Genomic DNA, 20,380 nt, shown 5'->3' with positions numbered 1-20,380 from the left:
TTATATGCTACAGGCGCCAGTCGATCCATCTGCCGTGAAAATCCACGCGCCCGGCGTCAATCTCGGTGCCGTCGGGCCAGATGCGCAGGGTCATCGCCGCCCCGCGCCCGCGTCCGTCCGCCTCCATCGAGAAATGGGCGACAGGCGCGTCTTCCGTGGCGCGGGCACCCGCCTCCTCGATGGCTCTTGTGCAGGTCTTCTGCGTTTCGGGCGGGAAATACTGCCACGCGACCGTGTGATAGATCAGATGGGTGGTTCCGGGGCGGGGTGTCGCCAACCTGCGGTGCAGCCATGCCGCGGCGTCGCCGGGCTCGGGCCGTGTCGTGGCCAGATCCATTGCAAGCCGGGTCAGGCGCAGCCGGTCGGGCTGATCCGGCCACAGATAGGCCAGAAGCCGCAGGGCCTGATCGGGCTGACCGGGGTCCAGCGGGTGCAGATCGACGCCGGCGCGTTCCGCGATGCGGAGCGGAAGGTCCGGCGGGGTCGCGCCCGTCCACTCCGGTGTCAGCGTCACCGGGCTGCCCGCCGCGCCGCGCGGCCCCGCCCCTGTCTCCAGCGCGAAGCGGTCGAAGGCGAGGTTCAGGCCCGCGCTCGCACCCAGCTCCGACAGCGTCAGCGGCAGGCCGAACTGTCCGGTCAGATGCAAAGCTGCGGGGATCAGGGCGACGCTGCGGCGTACTTCGTTGGTTTGCGGCGGCAGATCCAGCCAGCTCATCAGCCGTGTCTCGTGCTCGCGGAACGCCCGGGTGATCTCGCCCCAAAGCGCGTCGTCGCTGGCCTCGTTCGGGGGATAGACCCGTGCGAGGCCCTCATCCCCGCCATCCAGCACCAGCCCGTGCAGGCTGCCGGCTGTTCTGAGCGGGACGGACTGCCCCGCAGACGTCAGGTCGCCAGGCCACTCAAGCAGGCGATCGGCCACCGCACTGCCCGGCGCCAGCCGTTTGGCCATCAGGGTCATCAGCCGCTCCATGAAGGGCGAGCCAAGGATGGCGCAGCTTTTCGCCTGGCCGAGAAAGGCCTCTCGCAATCGCTCGTTCATCTGAACCGGTCCATCAGTTTTTGCAGGGGGGTGCGGCTATCCGGCTCCGCTTCGGTGCGGGGGGCGGTGTCGGGCCCGGACTTGGCCGGGGGTTTGGGTGTGGGGGCGGGCGCGGGTGCCGATGGGGCCGTGGCCGGCCGCGATTTGGCGTCCGTTTTGGACGATCTGGGCGGGGCAGTGCGCAAGGCCACGGCATTCATGAACTTGCCCGGGTCCCCGGCGGCCAACTCGCCTGCGCCATCGCTGACACCTTGCAGCAGGTCGGCCAGCCACTCCTGATCCGCCTTTGCGAAATCCGACAGGACGTAACCCGAAACACGGTCCTTGTGTCCGGGATGCCCTATGCCCATGCGCACGCGGGTGAAGTCGGCGCCGATATGGGCATTGATCGACCGCAACCCGTTATGCCCGGCCAGCCCGCCGCCGGTCTTGACGCGCAACTTGCCGGGGGCCAGATCCAACTCGTCGTAGAATACTGTCACATCGGCGGGTTCGAGCTTGTAGAACCGCATGGCCTCACCGACCGACTGGCCGGACAGGTTCATGAAGGTCTCCGGCTTCAGCGCCAGAACCTTCTCGCCGCCAAGACGGCCTTCGGCGATCACGCCCTGAAACTTGGATCGCCACGGGCCGAAGTCATGATCTGCCGCGATCTTGTCCAGAGCCATGTAGCCGATATTATGGCGGTTCCCGGCGTATTTGCCGCCCGGATTGCCAAGCCCGACAAAAAGGCGCATCGCATAATGCTCCCGAACTGGTGATTGGGGGTGGTGATGCCAGCCCCTGCGCCATTTGCCAAGCTGGAATGCTGGCGCGGCGCGTGTCAGGATCGGGCCAGAAACACGAGGAGCCGCCGATGCCAGATCTGCCCGAGACCATGCAAGCCCTTGTGTTGACCGCGCCCCGCGCCGCGCTGGAACTGCGCGAGGTGTCCGTGCCCAAACCCGGCCCGGGCGAGGTTCTGGTCAAACTCGCCGCCTCGCCGATCAATCCCTCTGATCTGCATTTCCTTGACGGTGAGTACGGTCTGGCCTGGCCCTATCCGCTGATCCCCGGGCTGGAAGGAAGCGGGCAGGTCGTAGCCGCCGGGCCCGGCATCATGGGGCGCTATGTGCTCGACAAACCGGTTTCCTGCACCGCCGATACGCAAGGCTGCTGGGCCGAATACATGGTGACGCAGGCGGGGCTGTGTCTGCCGCTGCCTGCCGATCTGCCTCTGGGGCTGGCGGCGATGGGGGTTGTCAATCCGTTGACCGCCGTGGCGTTTCTGCAGATCGCCAAACAGGACGGGCACAGGGCGCTGATCAGCACCGCCGCCGGCGGGGCGCTGGGCGCGATGATCCGCCGGTTGGGCGAGGCGCAGGGCGTCGATGTGATCAACGTGGTGCGCGGCGCGCAGCAGGTCGAGCGGCTGAAGGCCGAGGGCGCGACCTATGTTCTGGATCAGACGGATGCCGATTTCGACGCGGAACTGGCCGCCGCCTGCAAGACCACCGGCTGCCGCCTTGCGCTGGACGCGATCGGCGGGGTGATGACAGGCCGGCTGGTCGAGGCGCTGAGGCCGCGCGGCGAAGTGCTGGTCTACGGCGCGCTTGAGGGCGCGGCCTCGCAGATCAACCCGGGAACGTTGCTCTTCAGGGAAATCGTGGTGCGCGGCTTCTGGGTATCGAAATGGATCGCCCGGAAATCCCTGCCGCAGAAGATGCTGATCATGCGTCAGGTCGTCAAAGCGTTGCAGGACGGGGCCGCGCAAAGCCATGTGGCCCATATCATCGACCTGGCCGAGGCGGCGACGGCCCCCGCCGCCTATGCCGCCGATATGAGCGCGGGCAAGACACTGATCTCGACCGGGGCATTTCCCCTTGGCGTCGAGCCGTCGCAATAGCCCGGCCCTGACACCCCCGATGTCGCTGCAAGAAAGGCCGTGCCGCCGATGCCCAACTTCACCGTCCACGGCGTGAAACTCAGCCTGCCGTCTGATCTGGCCAAGCCCGGCCTTGTCGAAAAACTCGAAAACGGCACGTATGAATTCGATGAGGGCAATGCCGCGCGGCGCTGCATCCGGCCCGGATTCCGGGTGCTGGAGCTGGGTGCCGGCATGGGCTTCGTCACCGCGATCTGTGCGATGCGAGCCGGCGCGGAAAACGTGCTGAGTGTAGAGGCCAATCCCCGCATGCTGGATGTGATCCGCGCAAATCTCGCCCTGAACGGGCAGGAGGGCGTCACGCTGATGCACGGCGCCGTAACCGGCCATGCGGAGCCGGGCCAGACCGCTCGGTTGCGTCTGGGGGATGCCCTCACCAGTTCGCGCCTTGCCCGGAAAAACGTTCGGGCAGACACGATCGAGGTGCCGCTGGTGCCAATCGCCGATCTGATCCGCAAGCAGCGGCCCCATGTGGTGATGATGGATGTTGAAGGCGCCGAGGCGCATCTGTTCGCCCAACCCTGGACATGCCCGTTGCGCTTTCTGGTGCTGGAACTGCACCCCAAGCAATACGCCCCGCGCGTCATCAAGAAGATCGTCGATTGGGCCTCCGATATGCATATGACCTATGACCCGAGCACGTCGCGGGGCAAGACGCTCGGCTTCCGAAGGGTCTGGCACGAGGAGGAGGAGGGGCCGGCCCCGTGATCGACCGCAATCCCCGGCACGCATCAGGAGGTGGCGAACGTCGTTTCCGCCAGCGGTTTCTCGGGCCATGGTCTGCGACACCCGCCCACAATGGCCGCGGCAAGGGCGGAGTATCTGACCGATGGCTGCCACCGCAGCCGGGATCTGACACCCTTCCATCATGACCGCACCTTCCAGGGTGCGCCCTTTGCTGAAAAGGCAGTGATATGAAAAAGATCGTTCTGACCGGCGCCGGAGGCCGCCTCGGCTCCTACCTCAGGGAGCCCTTGACGAGACTGGCCGGGACGCTGGTCTCCTCCGATATCGCGGAGGATATCGGCATGCTTTACCCCGGCGAAAGCTACATTCGCGCCGACATCGCCGATTATGATGCGGTCCACACCCTGCTCGACGGGGCGGATATGGTCGTGCATTTCGGGGCGATCGTGGATGAGGTGCCGTTCGAAGAGATGCTTGGGCCGAATTTCCTGGGTGCCTACAACGTCTGGGAAGCGGCGTTCCGGCAGGGTCTGAAACGCGTGGTCTATGCCAGCTCGATCCATGCGGTGGGCATGTATCCACGCAATGAATTCATCGGCATCGACGTGCCGCACCGCCCCGATACATTCTACGGGCTCGCCAAATGCTTCGCCGAGGATCTAGGGCGGATGTACTGGGAAAAGCGGCAGCTCGAGTCGGTCTGCCTGCGCATCCTGTCCTGTGCCCAAGTCACCAGCCCGCGCGCCCTCGGAACATGGCTGAGCTATGACGATCTAATCCAGCTTGTCACCCGCGCCATCGACACGCCGACCACCGGGTTCAGCATTGTCTATGGGGTGTCCGACAACGACCGCTCGCCGGTGGACAACAGCGCGGCCAGCTACCTCGGCTACCGGCCGCGCGACAATGCCGAGCGGTTTGCCGAACGGATCCTTGCCGAGGCGCCGCCCGCCGACACCGACGATCTGGCGCAGATGCGCCATGGCGGCCCCTTCGCCTCGACACCGCTCGGCCAGAGCGGACTGGCGGGAATGAACATTGTGGATGACCGCAAGAAGACCTGACGTCAGACCCTCGACAGCATGAAAGGCGGGGCTTCGCAATGGCACGGAGCCCGCAAGTAGGGGACGGATCACGACGCCGCACCGCTCCGCTTCATCCTGTCCCCTCTATCGGGCGCGGTATCGACGTGAACTTTTACGTGGCCCCGCACGAGATCAAAGCCGAAAGCTTCTTCCCGTACTTGCCCGAAACCGGTCTCCCGGAGCCGGTGGCTCCGATGAGGATGCAGCACGGAACGGCACCTGCACAGCGGCTGCGTCAGGGCTTCGTTCGATTGGCCAAATCAGATTGCAAACGAGAGCGCGAATGCTGCAATCTGACGCCATGGCTGTTGTGAACCGTTCAAACGCTCCGCACTACAAATGGGCAGATGTCTGTGACGGCTGGCGTCTGCTGGACGGAGACGACTTGAGCGTGATTGAGGAACGCATGCCGCCCGGCACGGCGGAAGTGATGCATGTTCACGACAAGGCGAACCAATTGTTCTTCGTTCTCGATGGAACACTTACGATCGAGGTCGACGGACGCACAGAGCGGCTCGGCCCGTCGGACGGGTTGAATGTGCGGCCCGGCCAGATCCATCAGGCGCGAAATGAGGATGCCGCGAGCGATGTCAGATTTCTTGTCATCTCCTCCCCAACGACAAGAGGCGACCGAGAAGCCGTATAGAAAGTCGCTATCCGGGTTGTCTTCCGGCGATCGGTCGCAGGGTCACGATCTCATATGGAAAATCGCTCCGTCAGGGCATCCTACGTCAGAAGACGGCCAGGTACATTGCGGAGTTCTTACAGGCATTCCGCGCGGTTCACAGAGCAAAAACAGAGATGCGGCTGCCGGTAGCGGAGGGGAAGGGCCTGACGTCAAACTCTCTCTCTACACCCTGCAATGTGCGCCCGCGCATCACAGCGGGGCTTTCAGGTTTGATCAGCACCTGCAGGCCATCGCCTCGGCTTCGGACAAAATGTTCTCGATAGCCAATCTCCCGATCTTGGCATGCAGCTCCCTGACCTCAGCCTCAATCGGGTCTTCGGGTTTGCCGCCATGGGCAAAGACCTCATCCATGCCTTCAACCGCCTGCCGCTTCCCTGTGCTCACCTCGTTCGGATGAACTTGATGCCTGGCCGCGATCTGTTGGATCGTCCTGTCGCACCTGAGCGCTTTCAACACCACCCTGGCTTTAAACTGGTCTGTAAACTTTCTGCGCTTCGCCGTTCTCGTATCCCGTCAAAGGTTCGGGATACACCTTGGATAACTGCCCAGCTTTCTGGGAAAACTTCACAAACCCCTTCCCGAGATCTGACGGCAAAACCATGCAAACCCGCTTTGGCTGACCTTCGGATCCGCCAGCGCCGGAATGACGTCAACTGCGCATGGAAGATTGAAATACGGTTGATCGCGGTCGCCGTGGACCCCTAGTGCCGCCGCTTACCCGACGACGCACGGGGATGGTGCGACCGCTTTCGACCCGGATGGCTCGGATGCTGCGATTTAGCCGCTGCCGCTCGTTCCGAAGGGCTCCGCTGGTCTCGCAGTCCTGAAATATGGCGGCGAAATCGGGATATCGGTTCGACCGCTCCGCCTCTATCTCAACCGGTCACGTGAACCTCGACACCCCAGTCGCGGCATTTCTCAGCAAGTTGACCCGGTAGCGGATGATCGGTGAAAAACGCATCCAGATCCGCGAGAGAGGCGATCCGCACGGGCGCCGTCCGTTGGAACTTCCAGTGATCCGCGACAAGGAATGACTGTCGCGCCTGGGCGATGATGGCCTGGCTCACGCCCACTTCCTGAATATCGAAATCCAGCAGGTCACCCTCCTGATCGAGGGCCGAACATCCGATCACCGCATAATCGACCTTGAACCGCCGCACCGCGTCCATCGTGAGCGGCCCCAGGAGCCCGCCATCGGAACGCCCGAGATTGCCGCCTGTAAGGATCACCTCGCACTGCTCCGCGGCGACCAGAATGTGCGCGACATTGATGTTGTTGGTCACCACCATGAGATTTCGATGGTGCAGCAACTCGCTCGCAACCGCCTCCGTACTGGTGCCGATATTCAGGAAAACGGAGCAGTCATCGGGAATTGCGGTGGCACAGAGCCTCGCAATCCGCGCCTTCTCCTCCGAATGAAGGGAGCGGCGTTCTTCATAGGCGACATTGGTGGTACCGGAAGAAATGATCGCCCCGCCGTGAACACGGTCAAGCTGGCCTGCGTTGCCCAGTTCCGTCAGGTCGCGACGTATGGTCTGAAGCGTGACCCCGAAATGCCGGGCCAGGCTATCGACCGTGACCTTCCCGTCGCGTTTGGCGATTTCGAGGATTTCGACCTGCCGAAAGCTAAGCGTCATAATATGTCCTCGAAGGTCAAGGCGGGGGAGTGTCCGAGGCTTCGCGAAGGGGAGCGCCGTATCGGCACGCTCCGACAGTTTTCCATGTCCATCTTCGGGGCTTCCTTTTCACGATGTCAGGCGTCCGCCGGTCTCTGTTGCCAGGAGGCCAGACACCCCCTTGGCCAGCTTGATAGCGAACCCATATCGAACAAAAAAGAAAATTCTGACTTTCCTTTTTATTCGTAAAGGCGCAGAACATGTGCGGATCTCAAGGACATCAGCGCGCTGGCGCAGGAGAGGCATCCGTGGACGCAACACCGACCACAAAGCATATTCACGACCTTCTGATCATTGGCGGCGGCATCAATGGCTGTGGCATCGCGCGGGACGCGGCCGGCCGGGACCTTGATGTGGTGCTGGTCGAAATGAACGATCTTGCCTCGGCAACCTCCAGTGCTTCGACGAAGCTGTTTCATGGCGGGTTGCGCTATCTGGAGTATTTCGAAGTCAGGCTTGTGCGCGAGGCGCTGATCGAGCGGGAGACGTTGTTGCGCGCCATGCCCCATATCAGCTGGCCGATGCGCTTCGTGCTGCCCTATCACCGCGACATGAGGTTTGAGGCGGACACGCCGACCTCCAAACTCCTCGGTCTGACGATGCCCTGGATGAAAGGGCGCAGGCCAGCCTGGCTGATCCGGTTGGGCCTGTTTCTTTACGACAGCCTGGGCGGGCGCAAGATCCTGCCCGCGACCAAAACGCTCGACCTGCGCACGGCGCCTGAGGGTGCTCCGCTTGAGGACAAGTTCGAACGCGCCTTCGAGTATTCCGATTGCTGGGTCGAAGACGCCCGGCTCGTGGTTCTGAATGCCCGTGACGCGGAGGCGCGCGGCGCGCGGATCCTCAGCCGCCGCAAGGTCCTGTCCGCAAGCCGTGAGGGCGCGATCTGGCAGGTTACGGTCGAGGATACGGAAACCGGGGTCACGAGTATCATTGAGGCCCGGGTTCTCATCAATGCGAGCGGCCCATGGGCGGGCGAGGTCATCCACGGCACGCTCCGCCTCAACTCCCGGGAGGATGTGAGGCTGGTCCGCGGGTCGCATATCGTGACGCGCCAGCTGTTCGATCATGACAAATGCTACTTCTTTCAGGGAACCGATGGGCGGATCATTTTCGCAATCCCCTACGAGAGCGACTTCACCCTGATCGGGACAACGGATCAGGATCATGACAACCCGTCAAACCCGCCCGTCTGCACCGAGGAAGAGCAGCGCTATCTGGTCGATTTCGTCAATCAGTATCTGAAACGCAATATCGGCCTTGATGATATCGTCTGGACCTATTCCGGTGTGCGCCCGCTTTATGATGACGGGGCGTCTTCCGCCACGGCGGCGACGCGGGATTACACGCTCAAGGTACATTCGGAGGGCGGTGCGCCCGTTCTCAACATCTTCGGCGGCAAGATCACAACCTATCGCCGTCTGGCCGAAGGCGCGATGGAAAAAATCGCGCCGTTCTTTCCCGGGCTTCCGGGGGCATGGACTGCGGGCGTGCCGCTGCCCGGCGGCGATTTCCCGGTGGATGGCGTGGCCGCCCTGATCAGCCGGTTGCAGGCCGAACACCCCTATCTGAGCGCTGCATGGGCGCGCCGTCTGGTGAAAGCCTATGGCACCGAGGCCTGGGATGTTCTGGGCGATGCGCAAAGGATCGAGGATCTGGGCCAGGATTTCGGCGCGACACTCACCGAGCGGGAAGTCATCTGGCTGATCGAGAAGGAATATGCCCGCCGCGCGGCCGATGTGGTGTGGCGCCGGTCAAAGCTGGGCTTGCGGCTGTCGCCAGGCGAGATCGAGGCTCTGGATCGCTGGATGAAACGTCATCTGGCGGCCCAAACGGCGATGGCCTCGGACGACCAATAGCTGAGTTTAACGGTTTAGGCACCGGCGGGGTCCGTCCGCAAAAGAGCCACCGGCGGGTTCACCGAACAGGCGCCAACGCTGTCTGAACCGACAGGAAGGAAGCCACGTCTTGGGGTTTTTTGTATCATATGAAACGGTTGGGCCCGCCCCTTGACTAGTTTCAGGGGTTTGCTTCATGGTCTCATATTCGTGTTTCAGAGTGATCAACTGGGAGAGAATTCATGAACAGACATTTGGTTGGCGCACTTGTAGCGGCCACAACGGCCCTGGGCGCTGGCGCCGCCGCTGCGCAGGATCAGACCTTCATCGCCATCGGCACCGGCGGTGTCACGGGGGTTTACTACCCGACGGGCGGAGCGATTTGCCGTCTGGTTAATCGGGACCGGGCCGAGCACGGTATCCGCTGCGGCGTCGAATCCACCGGCGGCTCGGTCTTCAACATCAATGCCATCCGCGGCGGCGAGTTGGAATTCGGCGTGGCACAGTCAGACTGGCAATATCACGCCTTCAACGGCACGTCGCGGTTCGAGGAAACAGGCGCATTCGAAGAGTTGCGTGCGGTCTTTTCCGTCCATCCCGAACCGTTCACGGTGGTCGCGCGTGCGGATGCAGGCATCGAGACCTTTGAGGATCTGCAAGGCAAGCGTGTGAATGTCGGCAACCCCGGCTCTGGTCAGCGCGGCACGATGGAAGTGCTGATGGAGGCCATGGGCTGGACGATGGACGATTTCACGGTCGCTTCCGAGCTTCAGGCGGCCGAGCAGAGCCAGGCGCTGTGTGACAACAACATCGATGCGATGATCTACACCGTTGGTCACCCCTCGGGTTCGATCCAGGAGGCCACGACCGCCTGCGACTCGATCCTTGTGACCGTATCGAACGAGGCGGTGGACCGGCTGGTTGCGGAGAATTCGTTTTACCGTACCGCGACCATTCCGGGTGGCATGTATCGCGGCACCGATGAGGACGTTCAGACCTTTGGCGTCGGCGCGACCTTCGTGACCTCTGCCGATGTGCCCGAAGAAGTGGTCTATCAGGTGGTCCGCGCCGTGTTCGAGAATATCGACCAGTTCCGCAGCCTGCACCCGGCCTTCGCCAATCTTGATCCGGCGGAAATGGCCAATGACGGCTTGTCGGCACCGCTGCATCCGGGCGCTGAGCGCTACTATCGCGAGGCCGGATTGATCGAGTAATCGGTCGACGGTCAGCGTGCAGGAAAGACCGATCCCGGGCGCGGGCCCGTATCCGCGCCCGGGATCCAATAGGTGGCCCATGAACGGCACTATCATGATGGGAGTGGCCCGATGACGGATCAGGACGGGCGCGAGGGGCGCCAATTTACCGACGAGGAACTGCAGGATCTGGTCGCCAGCACCGACAGCGGCGCGCGGGCCCCTGCAAATCGCAATGTGGCCCTGTTGATCGCCGGCCTGGCGCTGATCTGGTCGCTGTTCCAGCTTTGGATCGCGCAGCCGCAGCTCTGGTTTGCGGAATATCTGTCGGTCATGAACTCATCGCAGACACGCCCGATACATCTGACATTCGCCATCGTTCTGGCATTTCTGGCTTATCCGGCTTTCAAATCCTCCCCGCGGGACCGTATTCCGATCTTTGACTGGATCCTGATGGGCGTCGCCGGGTTCTGTTCCTTCTATATCTTTCTATTCTCCGAAGAGCTTGCACTGACGGCGCGGTCCGGCCTGCCGACGCAAACCCAGGTGATCATCGGCGCGGTCGGCATCCTGCTGCTGCTGGAGGCCAGTCGCCGGGCCCTTGGTCCGGCACTGACCATCGTGGGCTCGATCTTCCTGCTTTATGCCTATCTCGGCCAAGGCTGGCTGATCCCCGAACTGATCGAGCATGAAGGACTGTCCTTCACGGCCCTGATCAATGCCCAATGGCTGGACACTGGCGGCGTCTTCGGCATCCCGCTGGGCGTTTCGACGGCGTTCGTTTTCCTGTTCGTTCTGTTCGGCTCGCTCCTCGACAAGGCGGGTGCGGGCAACTACTTCATCAAGTTGGCCTTCGCGGGGCTGGGCCATTTGCGGGGTGGCCCGGCCAAGGCCGCCGTGGTCGGTTCGGCCATGACGGGGCTTATTTCGGGGTCCTCCATTGCGAATGTGGTCACCACGGGGACCTTCACGATCCCGCTGATGAAACGGGTGGGCTTCACCAGCGAACAGGCAGGCTCCGTCGAGGTCGCCTCCTCCGTCAATGGTCAGATCATGCCGCCGGTAATGGGCGCCGCCGCGTTCCTGATGGTCGAATTCATCGGCATTTCCTATGTCGAGGTGATCAAGCACGCCTTTATTCCGGCGGTGATCTCCTACATTGCGCTGATCTATATCGTGCATCTGGAGGCTCTGAAAAAAGACATGCCCGCCCTTGGCAAGGCCAAGAGCCTGTCGGGCATGCTGGTGAAATTCTTCGTCGGTTTTGCGGTGGCCGGGGCAGGTTTCACCGCGCTGATCTACGGCGTGGGCGCCTTGCGCGACACAGTGCCGTCGCTGACCGGGCCGATAATGATGACGCTGCTGGCGGCGGTCTATGTCTGGCTGGTTTCCATCGCGGCGCGCAAGCCGGATCTGGAGATCGACGATCCCAACGCCGAGGAGATCTCGCTACCCGAGGTCAAGGACATCTACGCCACGGGCCTGCATTACGTCCTGCCCATCGTCGTGCTGGTCTGGTTCCTGATGGTGGAGCGGCAAAGCCCCGCGCGATCGGCGTTTTTCGCGACCGCCCTGATGATCGGCATCATCGTCACCCAACGCCCGCTAAAGGCGCTGTTCCGCGGCGAAGGCGCCCGGATGATGGAGGAGTTCAAGGGCGGTTTCAACGATCTGGTCGAGGGTCTGATCGCCGGCGCACGAAACATGATCGGCATCGGGGTTGCCACCGCAGCCGCCGGCATCATCGTGGCCACGGTAACCCGCACGCCCATCGGCACCGAGCTTGCCGGGCTGGTCGAACAGCTGTCGGGCGGTTATCTCTTCGTGATGCTGGTCCTGATCGGGCTGTTTTCGCTGATCCTCGGGATGGGTCTGCCGACCACGGCGAACTACATCGTCGTTTCGTCGCTTATGGCCTCGGTCGTCGTGTCGCTTGGCGCGCAGGAGGGGTTGATCGTGCCGTTGATCGCCGCCCATCTGTTCGTGTTCTATTTCGGGATCATGGCGGATGTGACGCCACCGGTGGGGCTTGCCAGTTTCGCCGCCGCTGCGGTTTCCGGGGGCGACCCGATCAAGACTGGCTTTACCGCATTCTTCTACAGCCTGCGCACGGTGGCGCTTCCGTTCCTGTTCATCTTCAACCCGACGCTGATCCTTTACGGTGTCGATCTTGGCACATGGGCCGGCATAGGACAGGCGGTGTTCGTCTTCATCGTGGCGACCTTTGCGATGCTGCTGTTCGCCGCCGCGACCCAAGGCTACTTTCTGGCGAGATCGCGGATCTATGAAAGCGCGGCGCTGCTTCTGGTCGCCTTCACGCTTTTCGTGCCGAATGTCTGGCTCAACATGGTGCAGGACCCGTTCCGGGACATCCCTCCGACCCAGTTTGAAACGGCCGTCGGTGAGGCCGAGGATGGCGCGCAGTTACGTCTGCTGATCCAGGGCCCCGATTTCAATTCCGGCGAGATGACCGAGACGACGCTGGTGCTCAATGTCGAAGGTGCCGATGAGGCGGAGCGGATCGCGAATTCCGGGCTGTTGCTGATTCCGGAGGGGGAGGCCGTGCGCTTGGACGAACCCATGTTCGGCACCGCGACGGCGGAAAGCCTCGCGGATTTCGATTTCTATGCCGACACACCGGTGCAACTGGCCTCGGTCAGGGTGCCGCAGACAAGGATGCCCGAGCAGGTGTTCTATCTGCCCGCCTTGCTGTTGCTGGGCCTTGTGATGCTGCTGCAAAGGCGGCGCCAGACGAAACCGGCCTTCTGAGGAGAGAGAGATGTTCAAGACAATCCTTTTGCCCATCGACCTTTCGGCGGAAAACAGTTGGTCCAAGGCCCTGCCTGCCGCGTTGCGGCTCTGCGATCCCGGGACCGGCATACTTCATGTCATCACGGTAGTGCCCGATTTCGGGATGTCCGTCGTCGGCAGCTTTTTCGAACAGGGTTTCGAGGAGAAAGCGCTCCACCAGGTTGGAGAGAAACTGACCGCCTGGGTGGCGGAGAACATCCCCGACACTGTCGAGGTGCACCCGCATGTCATGCATGGGCGTGTCTATGACCGGATCATCGAAGCCGCTGATCGTTTGCAGGTCGATGTGATCGTCATGGGTTCACATACGCCCGAGCTGAGCGACTATCTGCTTGGCCCCAATGCCGCCCGCGTTGTGCGCCACGCCAAGCAATCGGTTTTTGTCGTCCGCGGAGGATAGCGCAAGTGAGCCATGTTTTCGGTCGCGGCGGGGCAGGTTTGCCAACCGCCGTGCGCGGCGAGGGCTGTTATCTTTATGACAGCACCGGCAAAGCGTATCTGGACGGGTCGGGCGGCGCCGCAGTGTCCTGCCTTGGTCATTCCGATCCCGAGATCCGCGCCGCAATTCATGCACAACTGGATCAACTCGCCTTTGCCCATACCGGGTTTTTCACATCCGAACCGGCCGAACGTCTGGCCGATCTTCTGATCGAGAACGCGCCAGAGGGGATCGAAAGGGTCTATCTCCTGTCCGGCGGATCCGAGGCCATCGAGGCGGCCCTCAAACTCGCCCGGCAGTATTTTCTAGAGATCGGGCAGCGAGATCGCCACCGCGTGATCGCGCGGCGGCAAAGCTATCACGGCAACACGCTCGGTGCCTTGGCTGCGGGCGGGAACGCATGGCGGCGGGAAAAATACGCACCGCTTCTGGTCGAGACCAGCCATATCGCGCCATGCTTTGCCTATCGCGAGCGCGCCGAAGGCGAGAGCCTCGCGGATTACGGCCAGCGTGCGGCGAACGAGTTGGAAACGGAGATCGAACGGCTGGGCCCCGAGACGGTGATGGCCTTCATAGCCGAACCGGTTGTCGGCGCCACGGCCGGGGCGGTCCCTGCGGTTAACGGTTATTTCGCGCGCATCCGCGAGATCTGCGATCGGCACGGTGTGCTTCTTATCCTTGATGAGGTCATGTGCGGAATGGGCCGGACCGGAAGTTTCTTCGCATGCGAGCAGGAGGGCGTGGCACCCGATATCGTAACCATCGCGAAGGGACTTGGTGCGGGCTATGCGCCGGTGGGCGCGATGTTGTGTTCGGGGGCGATCTACAACGCCATTTCCGATGGCTCCGGCAGCTTTCAGCACGGCCATACCTATCACGGTCATCCGCTTTCCGCCGCGGCGGGCCATGCGGTGGTCAGCGCCATCCTGGGGCGGGGCCTGATTGCGCGGGTCGGAACCCGGGGCGCGCAGTTGGAGACCACCTTGCAAGATGCGTTTGGGCAACACCCCTATGTCGGCGACCTGCGCGGGCGCGGCCTTTTCCGGGGGGTGGAACTGGTTGCCGATCGCGACAGCAAACGCTCCTTCGATCCGGGCCGGAAACTGCACGCGAAGGTCAAGGCCGCCGCGATGGAGGAGGGGTTGATCTGCTACCCTGCGGGGGGGACGGTCGATGGGCGGCACGGCGATCACATCCTTCTCGCACCGCCTTTCATTATTGAGGATGCGCAGATCGAAGAGCTCGTCGGAAAGCTTGCGCGCGCGGTCGACCGGGCAATTGCATCCTGAGATCGCAGCCGAGGGTCGATTGTCCGCGGAACTGTGGCGCCCAAGACGGCCTTAGTTCAAACGTTTGGGGAGTATCCGTTGGTGGGGCATTCTGCACTTGCCTGCCTCGCCTCGGGCAGTTATCTAAAAAGTACTTTAAGTGATTAGTAAATTGTTAACCATTTGTTAGTTATTATTAACAACATAGGATTGTCCTATAGTGTAGAGCTAAAGAAACCCGAGGGCAGGCAAGTGGTGGGCGTGCGGACCCTGCAACGACAAGGATAGAGATGACGCTCCTGAAGGCCGCAGTCTCCTATATTCGCTACCTCGCTGTTCTGATTGCCGCGATTGCCTTCGGCATCGTGTTGGACATGGAGAATTCGGATCATTTTCGGTCTGATCAAAGGCTTCAACTGATCGAGTCCAACAACGAGTTCCAATCGGCTCTTGAGCGCGCGATCAACGAGAAGATCCTGATCACCGAAGGAATTATGGCGGCATTCGCCTCCCGGCCGGATATGTCTCAGCGGGAATTCGAACGCGTGACAAGCCAGCTTATCCGGAACGTGGAAAATGTGATCAACGTCGCCGCGGCTCCGGACCTGGTCATCGAGTATGTCTATCCGTTTGCCCAGAACCAGGCGGCGCTCGGGCTTGATCTGCGCGAGCGGGCGGACCTCATGGACGCGGTCGAGAGATCCATTGCAACAGGTGAGACCATTATCGACGGCCCGATCGATCTGGTGCAGGGAGGGCGTGGTTTCGTCACGAGATCCGCAGTGTTCGGATACTACTCGAATTCTTTCGAAAACCAGTTCTGGGGCGTCGTATCGCTGGTGATCGACGCCGATGGGCTGTTCGAGACGGCCGGCCTCGCTGTCGAGAACCTCGACCTCGCTTACGTGGTGCAGGATCGGGACGGGCGCATCCTGTCTGGCTCCAGTGAGGTCTTGTTCATGGAACCGGTCTCCACCTCGGTGATCGCGCCCGGCGTGAACTGGATCTTGTCGATGGTGCCGTCGGATGGATGGCCGGGCGGGCCACCGGACCGGTATCAGATCTGGTTCATCGTGCTGGCCCTTGCAGCGCTGGTCATGGTGCTGATGAGGATCTTCCAGTGGGTCGTGGACCGCAAGGATGCCGCGGAAACGCAACTGTCCGAAGCCATCGAAGCGCTTGATGACGCCTTTGCGCTCTACGACAAATCCAGCCGTCTGATCATGTGCAACCAGCGTTACAAGGCGCTTTACCCCACATCCGCCGAACTGATGGTGCCCGGCACGCGATTTGAAGACATTCTTCGTCGCGGGGTTGAGACCGGGCAATATCCTTTATCCAAGGGCCGCGAGGAAGAGTGGATCGCGGAGCGCGTGGCGGCACAGCGGAACCCGGGCGAGATGCTTGAGATCAAGCTATCGGATGGGCGCTGGCTCCGCGTGGTCGAACGAGCCACGCCGTCAGGCAGTGTGGCCGGTCTGCGCGTGGACATCACGGAACTGAAGGAAGCGGTTGCAAGATCCGAGGCCGCGAATGCGGCCAAGACCGAGTTTCTGAATACGGTCAGCCACGAGTTGCGGACACCGTTGACGGTAGTACTGGGATACAATGCCTTCCTGAAAAAGCCGGACTCGCTGCCGAATTTCAAGAAAACGCAGAACCGGCTTGCGATAAAGGACTTCGATGGCGCGCAGGAAAGCCTTGAAAGTTTCAAGGCCGATCTGGAGAAATTCAGCAGGCAGATCGATGTCTCGGGCCGTCAACTGATGGGATTGATCTCCGGTATACTGGATATGGCCGCGATTGACGAGGGAACGCTGCAACTGCACTCGGATCGGCTGGAACTTGAGCCGATTGTCGATGAACTGGTGGAACAGTTCCATCTGGCCGCGTCGAAGAAGGGGATCGACATCATCGTCGAGACCGGTGCGCACGAGGTGCTGGCCGATCCATTGCGGCTGCGTCAGATCCTGCTCAATCTGATCGGGAATGCCGTGAAGTTCACCGATAGCGGGACCGTGACCGTGCGGACGGGATCGGATAGCGGGAAGACATGGGTCGAGGTGGAGGATACCGGCTGCGGGATCGCGCCGGATCAGATTGACCAGATTTTTGAGCGTTTCGTGCAGGTTGATGCTTCGAATAGTCGCAAACATGATGGCGTGGGCCTTGGCTTGCCGATTGCAAAACATCTCGCTGAACTTCATGGTGGCACCATCAAAGTGAGAAGTGTGGAGGGGCAGGGAAGCGTCTTCCGGGTGGAACTGGAAGCGCCACAACGGGAACGGGGGGCGGCGGCGCGTTGACAATAAATGCCCGATAATCGCCCGCTATGTTGACGATTGTGTCTTATTTAGGCCTGAATTTCGCGTCAGTTTTCGCAGGAAAACAATAATGGCCGGCGCTTGAACTGTCGCTGCCAAATGAGTGGTCGCCGAGGCAAAGAATGAAGAGAATCCGCAAGATTTCCCTGATGGCGCTGGTGGTTAGCAATACCGCTGTCGCTCTGGGTCTGACGGTTCTCCTTCACAACTGGGTTCCGTCCATCACGGAGGCGGGACCTGAGCGCTTCACACTGCTGTTCATGGTCACATCCGCACTGGTCGCGCTGATCACGGTGATCAGCATCGCCTATGCGAAGATTACCGATCCAAAAGTTGCTTCCGCGATGTCTGCGGCGTTTGACGAAGCGATCGGCCTGCGGGACCAGGCGCTAAGTGAACACACGATTGTCAGTGTTGCCAGCAGGGATGGCCGCATCAAGGAGGTCAATCAGAACTTCGTTAAGGCCTTCGGTTATGAAATCGATGAAATTGTCGGGCAGAGCCCCGCGATCCTTTATGGCGACAACGAGGACGAGCCGACTTACTCCGATGTCTGGGCCATTGTATCGGAGGCTGGCTATTGGCAAGGGGAGCAACACCTCAAAGCCAAGAACGGCAATATCGTCATTGTGCAGACAACGATCATCCCGCGTTTCGACAAGTCGGGCGTTCATGTCGACAGCATCTCGATCCGCACGGATCTGACCAAGGCCCGGGCGGAGGCCGCATCGGATGGCCGGAACGCGGTTATCGAAGGGCTTCCCGACGGTGTGATCGTGTATGACCCGGACAGCTTCGAGATCATCTATGCGAACAAGAACTGCCGGAAGCGTCTTGGCTGGCAGCAAGGTGATCTTGACGGCAAGAAGATGTCCGACACTTTCACCAAGTTCGATCACGATCTTTTTGAGCGCTACCTAGCACCGCTTTTGAATGGCGAAGAAAAGGAGGTGACGATTGAGGTTATGCACGATCAGGGACCGGTCGAGATCCTTACGCATTTCGATACCGGTCCGCATGGCAAACCCAGCCTGATTTCCGTTATCCGAGACATAACCGAGCGCAAGCAGGCCGAAAGTCTGAAGCTGAACTCGGTCTCGATGGTCAGCCACGAATTGCGGACGCCTTTGACATCCATCAAGGGCGCCTTGCGGTTGATCGAGTCCGGTGCGGTCGGGGAACTCAGCCCCGATATCCGCCGAATGATCTCGGTAGCGCACCGCAACAGCGACCGTCTTCTGGAGATCGTGAACGATATTCTGGCGCTTGAGAAAATCGACTCGGGCGAGATGAGCTTCGTCAACAAGCAGATGGACCTGCGCGACCTTCTGCAGGAAGCCGCGGAGGCCAATGCCGGATACGGAGAACAGTTCGGTGTGCAATACGCGGTGGCCGCCATGGATAAACCGGCCCTTGTTTGCGGCGATCAATCTCGATTGATGCAGGTGATGTCCAACCTGATGTCAAACGCGGCGAAATTCTCGCCCCCGGGTGCCGATGTGGATCTTTATATTGAGGACCGGTCCGATGCATGGCGGGTCTGTGTTGCGGACCATGGCCCGGGTATTCCCGAATCCGCGCACAAAACACTTTTCGACAGCTTTTTCCAGGTTGAAGGCACCAGCGAGCATTCCCGGCCCGGAACCGGGCTCGGCCTGACGATCAGCAAGAAGATCGTTCAACGCCATGGCGGCACGATTGCCTTCGACACACGGTTGGGCAAAGGCACCACATTCTACTTTGAATTAACCAAACTTGATGCGGGTGAGGCGGGCATGCTGATCGAAGCGGAAGCGGTTGACGCGCGCAATACGGCGGTGGCGTAGCAATAAGGCGTCAAGACGGACGCGGATGTGAGGGAGAGAGCATTGACTGAGCTGAAAACGATCCTGCATGTGGACGATGACGATGACATTCTGGAAATCGCCCGGATGGCGCTTGAGATGGTCGACAGCTTCACTGTGCACCAGTTCAACAATGGCTCGGCGGCTCTCGAAAAGATCGAATCCCTTGCTCCGGATCTCCTGCTGCTGGATATCATGATGCCGGGCATGACCGGTCCCGATCTTTGGGAGCAGATCAAGGGACGGCCGGATTGCCCAGAGATCCCGACGATCTTCATGACAGCGAAAGCCGAGGATTCCCTGTCGCAGGATCTGCTCAACACCGGTGCGCTCGCGGTCATTACCAAGCCGTTCGATCCTATGTCGCTCGGGTCGCAGATCCGTGCGGCATGGAGCTTGCTGGAAGACGCCTGATCCCGCGGTCGATCCCGGGATCAGGCGATTTCCAACCTTGGTTGAATCCCCCAATTTCCCACATTCACGCCCCACTTATGCCACTGTCGACATTTAGCTTTTAGTTAATGAGTGGTTAACTTTTGCGGCGCTAAAACGGTGTCGCGCTCTAGAAGCTGAGGCATTGAATGAAGATCCTGGCCGTTGATGACGATCCCGATTTCCTGACTCTGTTCGAGTCAACACTGACGCGACTGGGTTACGCCAACGTGACTTTTGTCACCTCTGGCGCCGAGGCGTTGGAGCTGTTGTCGAACACACAAGTACCGTTCGACTGCTTCATTCTGGATATTCAGATGCCGGAAATGAACGGGATCGAGCTGTGTGAGGAAATCAGGGCAATCCCGGAATACGAAGAAACGCCGATCGTGATGAACACGATCCTGGCGGATCGTGCCCATATCGATCAGGCCTTCGCCGCGGGTGCGACCGATTACCTGACAAAGCCGATCGACGAGATCGAGATCAACACCCGGTTGGGTGTTCTGCACACGCTTGTGCGCGAACGTCTCCGCACGCAGCACGCCATCAACCATGGCGGCGCGGATGTGTTTGCCACGCCGTCTTACCGCTTTGCCGATCAGATCCCTATGCGGCGCGTGGCCGGTACGATCGAGTATCTTGCGCTGGAAAACTATCTGAAAACACTCGGTGTGTTCCGGGCCTTGTCGACCAAGGCGGTGGGCTTCCATGTTCTGAACGGTCAGCAATTGTTCGATGAGGCCGGCCCGTCGATTTTCAGCGAAGTGATGATTGATGTGGCGACCTGCATCTCCGACTGTCTGAAGACAAGCAGCCGGATGATCAGCTATGCCGGCAAGGGCGATTTTGTCTGCCTGCTGTCGCGGGTCGAGGCGCTTGATGCCTTCGAACTCGGGGATACCCTTCGCATCAGCATCGCGGAATTCGGTCATATCTATGACGAGTTGAATATCCATCTGCCGATGGTTTCGGTCGGTCCTGCCGTTGGCTGCAAGGCGCTCCACATGGCCGCCCCGACCCGGATTCTGGACGAGGCGATCCTGAATGCCCGCTCGGCGGCGCGGCATTTCACCGGGTTCAGCCAGAGCATGGACAGGTGACGCGTCTGATCGGATCTTTCCCATGTCAT

General features: G+C 61.0%; 16 protein-coding genes and 1 pseudogene. 13 read left to right on the top strand and 4 right to left on the bottom strand.

The annotated features are described in order from the left end of the window. Positions 1-7: 7 nt before the first annotated feature. Together D9R08_RS15445 and pth are read right to left on the bottom strand one after the other, a co-directional pair. Positions 8-1,039: a DUF2332 domain-containing protein gene (locus tag D9R08_RS15445; RefSeq protein WP_121898970.1), complete on the bottom strand. Its 1,032-nt coding sequence runs from the start codon at positions 1,037-1,039 to the stop codon at positions 8-10. Continuing rightward, positions 1,036-1,776 (bottom strand): aminoacyl-tRNA hydrolase, encoded by a 741-nt coding sequence (gene pth, locus D9R08_RS15440; protein WP_121898969.1) that lies wholly within the window; start codon positions 1,774-1,776, stop codon positions 1,036-1,038. Before pth ends, D9R08_RS15445 begins: the two co-directional genes overlap by 4 nt. 119 nt (positions 1,777-1,895) lie before the next feature. On the opposite strand from pth, the gene D9R08_RS15435 reads away from it, so the two are divergent. The 4 genes from D9R08_RS15435 (at position 1,896) to D9R08_RS15420 (ending at position 5,381) form a co-directional block, all read left to right on the top strand. After that, positions 1,896-2,924, top strand: coding sequence for a zinc-binding dehydrogenase (locus D9R08_RS15435; RefSeq protein WP_158599020.1), 1,029 nt, complete (start codon positions 1,896-1,898; stop codon positions 2,922-2,924). 48 nt (positions 2,925-2,972) lie between these two features. Next, a complete protein-coding gene (locus tag D9R08_RS15430; RefSeq protein WP_121898967.1) occupies positions 2,973-3,671 on the top strand; it encodes an FkbM family methyltransferase in 699 nt (232 codons plus the stop codon). Positions 3,672-3,877: 206 nt separating this feature from the next. Then, positions 3,878-4,714, top strand: coding sequence for an NAD-dependent epimerase/dehydratase family protein (locus tag D9R08_RS15425; RefSeq protein WP_121898966.1), 837 nt, complete (start codon positions 3,878-3,880; stop codon positions 4,712-4,714). 322 nt (positions 4,715-5,036) lie between these two features. Beyond that, a complete protein-coding gene (locus D9R08_RS15420) occupies positions 5,037-5,381 on the top strand; it encodes a cupin domain-containing protein (RefSeq protein WP_121899062.1) in 345 nt (114 codons plus the stop codon). A gap of 255 nt (positions 5,382-5,636) precedes the next feature. On the opposite strand, the pseudogene D9R08_RS15415 reads toward D9R08_RS15420, so the two are convergent. Together D9R08_RS15415 and D9R08_RS15410 are read right to left on the bottom strand one after the other, a co-directional pair. Then, positions 5,637-5,906, bottom strand: a pseudogene (locus tag D9R08_RS15415) (transposase); the annotation flags it as partial. A gap of 392 nt (positions 5,907-6,298) precedes the next feature. Beyond that, entirely contained in the window at positions 6,299-7,060 is a 762-nt protein-coding gene (locus tag D9R08_RS15410) for a DeoR/GlpR family DNA-binding transcription regulator (RefSeq protein ID WP_121898964.1), read from the bottom strand. A 239-nt stretch (positions 7,061-7,299) separates the two neighbouring features. Here D9R08_RS15410 and glpD point away from each other — a divergent pair, with 239 nt between their 5' ends. From glpD to D9R08_RS15365, 9 genes are all read left to right on the top strand, one after another. Continuing rightward, positions 7,300-8,958 carry a glycerol-3-phosphate dehydrogenase gene (gene glpD, locus D9R08_RS15405; RefSeq protein WP_121898963.1) on the top strand — a complete coding sequence of 553 codons (1,659 nt, stop codon included), beginning with the start codon at positions 7,300-7,302 and terminating at the stop codon, positions 8,956-8,958. Positions 8,959-9,179: 221 nt separating this feature from the next. After that, positions 9,180-10,151, top strand: coding sequence for a TAXI family TRAP transporter solute-binding subunit (locus D9R08_RS15400; protein WP_121898962.1), 972 nt, complete (start codon positions 9,180-9,182; stop codon positions 10,149-10,151). Between the two features lie 111 nt (positions 10,152-10,262). Further along, positions 10,263-12,899 carry a TRAP transporter permease gene (locus tag D9R08_RS15395; RefSeq protein WP_121898961.1) on the top strand — a complete coding sequence of 879 codons (2,637 nt, stop codon included), beginning with the start codon at positions 10,263-10,265 and terminating at the stop codon, positions 12,897-12,899. Between the two features lie 10 nt (positions 12,900-12,909). Next, complete coding sequence (locus tag D9R08_RS15390; protein WP_121898960.1) at positions 12,910-13,341, top strand: universal stress protein; 432 nt, start codon at positions 12,910-12,912, stop codon at positions 13,339-13,341. A gap of 5 nt (positions 13,342-13,346) precedes the next feature. Next, positions 13,347-14,669: an aspartate aminotransferase family protein gene (locus tag D9R08_RS15385; RefSeq protein WP_121898959.1), complete on the top strand. Its 1,323-nt coding sequence runs from the start codon at positions 13,347-13,349 to the stop codon at positions 14,667-14,669. Positions 14,670-14,938: 269 nt separating this feature from the next. After that, on the top strand, positions 14,939-16,954 hold the full coding sequence (locus D9R08_RS15380) for an ATP-binding protein (protein ID WP_121898958.1): 2,016 nt from the start codon (positions 14,939-14,941) through the stop codon (positions 16,952-16,954). Positions 16,955-17,265: 311 nt separating this feature from the next. Further along, on the top strand, positions 17,266-18,798 hold the full coding sequence (locus tag D9R08_RS15375) for a PAS domain-containing sensor histidine kinase (protein ID WP_158599018.1): 1,533 nt from the start codon (positions 17,266-17,268) through the stop codon (positions 18,796-18,798). A 42-nt stretch (positions 18,799-18,840) separates the two neighbouring features. Next, positions 18,841-19,230, top strand: a complete 390-nt coding sequence (locus D9R08_RS15370; protein WP_233557509.1) for a response regulator — start codon at positions 18,841-18,843, stop codon at positions 19,228-19,230. 167 nt (positions 19,231-19,397) lie between these two features. Next, the gene (locus D9R08_RS15365; RefSeq protein ID WP_121898956.1) at positions 19,398-20,351 is read left to right on the top strand and encodes a response regulator; all 954 of its coding nucleotides are present in this window, start codon (positions 19,398-19,400) and stop codon (positions 20,349-20,351) included. The last annotated feature ends 29 nt before the right edge of the window (positions 20,352-20,380 follow it).

Origin of the sequence: Rhodophyticola porphyridii (genome assembly GCF_003688285.1) — a bacterium.
GTDB lineage: Bacteria > Pseudomonadota > Alphaproteobacteria > Rhodobacterales > Rhodobacteraceae > Rhodophyticola > Rhodophyticola porphyridii.
Note: the sequence above shows the minus strand (reverse complement) of the source record. Positions and strands in the feature narration are given on the sequence as shown.

What these genes read in the sequence shown, in the direction of transcription:
- D9R08_RS15425 (WP_121898966.1), top strand. Translation starts at nt 3,878, where the DNA reads ATGAAAAAGATCGTTCTGACCGGCGCCGGAGGCCGCCTCGGCTCCTAC.
- pth (WP_121898969.1), bottom strand. Translation starts at nt 1,776, where the DNA reads ATGCGCCTTTTTGTCGGGCTTGGCAATCCGGGCGGCAAATACGCCGGG.
- D9R08_RS15410 (WP_121898964.1), bottom strand. Translation starts at nt 7,060, where the DNA reads ATGACGCTTAGCTTTCGGCAGGTCGAAATCCTCGAAATCGCCAAACGC.
- D9R08_RS15390 (WP_121898960.1), top strand. Translation starts at nt 12,910, where the DNA reads ATGTTCAAGACAATCCTTTTGCCCATCGACCTTTCGGCGGAAAACAGT.
- D9R08_RS15400 (WP_121898962.1), top strand. Translation starts at nt 9,180, where the DNA reads ATGAACAGACATTTGGTTGGCGCACTTGTAGCGGCCACAACGGCCCTG.
- D9R08_RS15365 (WP_121898956.1), top strand. Translation starts at nt 19,398, where the DNA reads ATGAAGATCCTGGCCGTTGATGACGATCCCGATTTCCTGACTCTGTTC.
- D9R08_RS15430 (WP_121898967.1), top strand. Translation starts at nt 2,973, where the DNA reads ATGCCCAACTTCACCGTCCACGGCGTGAAACTCAGCCTGCCGTCTGAT.
- D9R08_RS15420 (WP_121899062.1), top strand. Translation starts at nt 5,037, where the DNA reads ATGGCTGTTGTGAACCGTTCAAACGCTCCGCACTACAAATGGGCAGAT.
- glpD (WP_121898963.1), top strand. Translation starts at nt 7,300, where the DNA reads ATGTGCGGATCTCAAGGACATCAGCGCGCTGGCGCAGGAGAGGCATCC.
- D9R08_RS15445 (WP_121898970.1), bottom strand. Translation starts at nt 1,039, where the DNA reads ATGAACGAGCGATTGCGAGAGGCCTTTCTCGGCCAGGCGAAAAGCTGC.
- D9R08_RS15435 (WP_158599020.1), top strand. Translation starts at nt 1,896, where the DNA reads ATGCCAGATCTGCCCGAGACCATGCAAGCCCTTGTGTTGACCGCGCCC.
- D9R08_RS15395 (WP_121898961.1), top strand. Translation starts at nt 10,263, where the DNA reads ATGACGGATCAGGACGGGCGCGAGGGGCGCCAATTTACCGACGAGGAA.
- D9R08_RS15380 (WP_121898958.1), top strand. Translation starts at nt 14,939, where the DNA reads ATGACGCTCCTGAAGGCCGCAGTCTCCTATATTCGCTACCTCGCTGTT.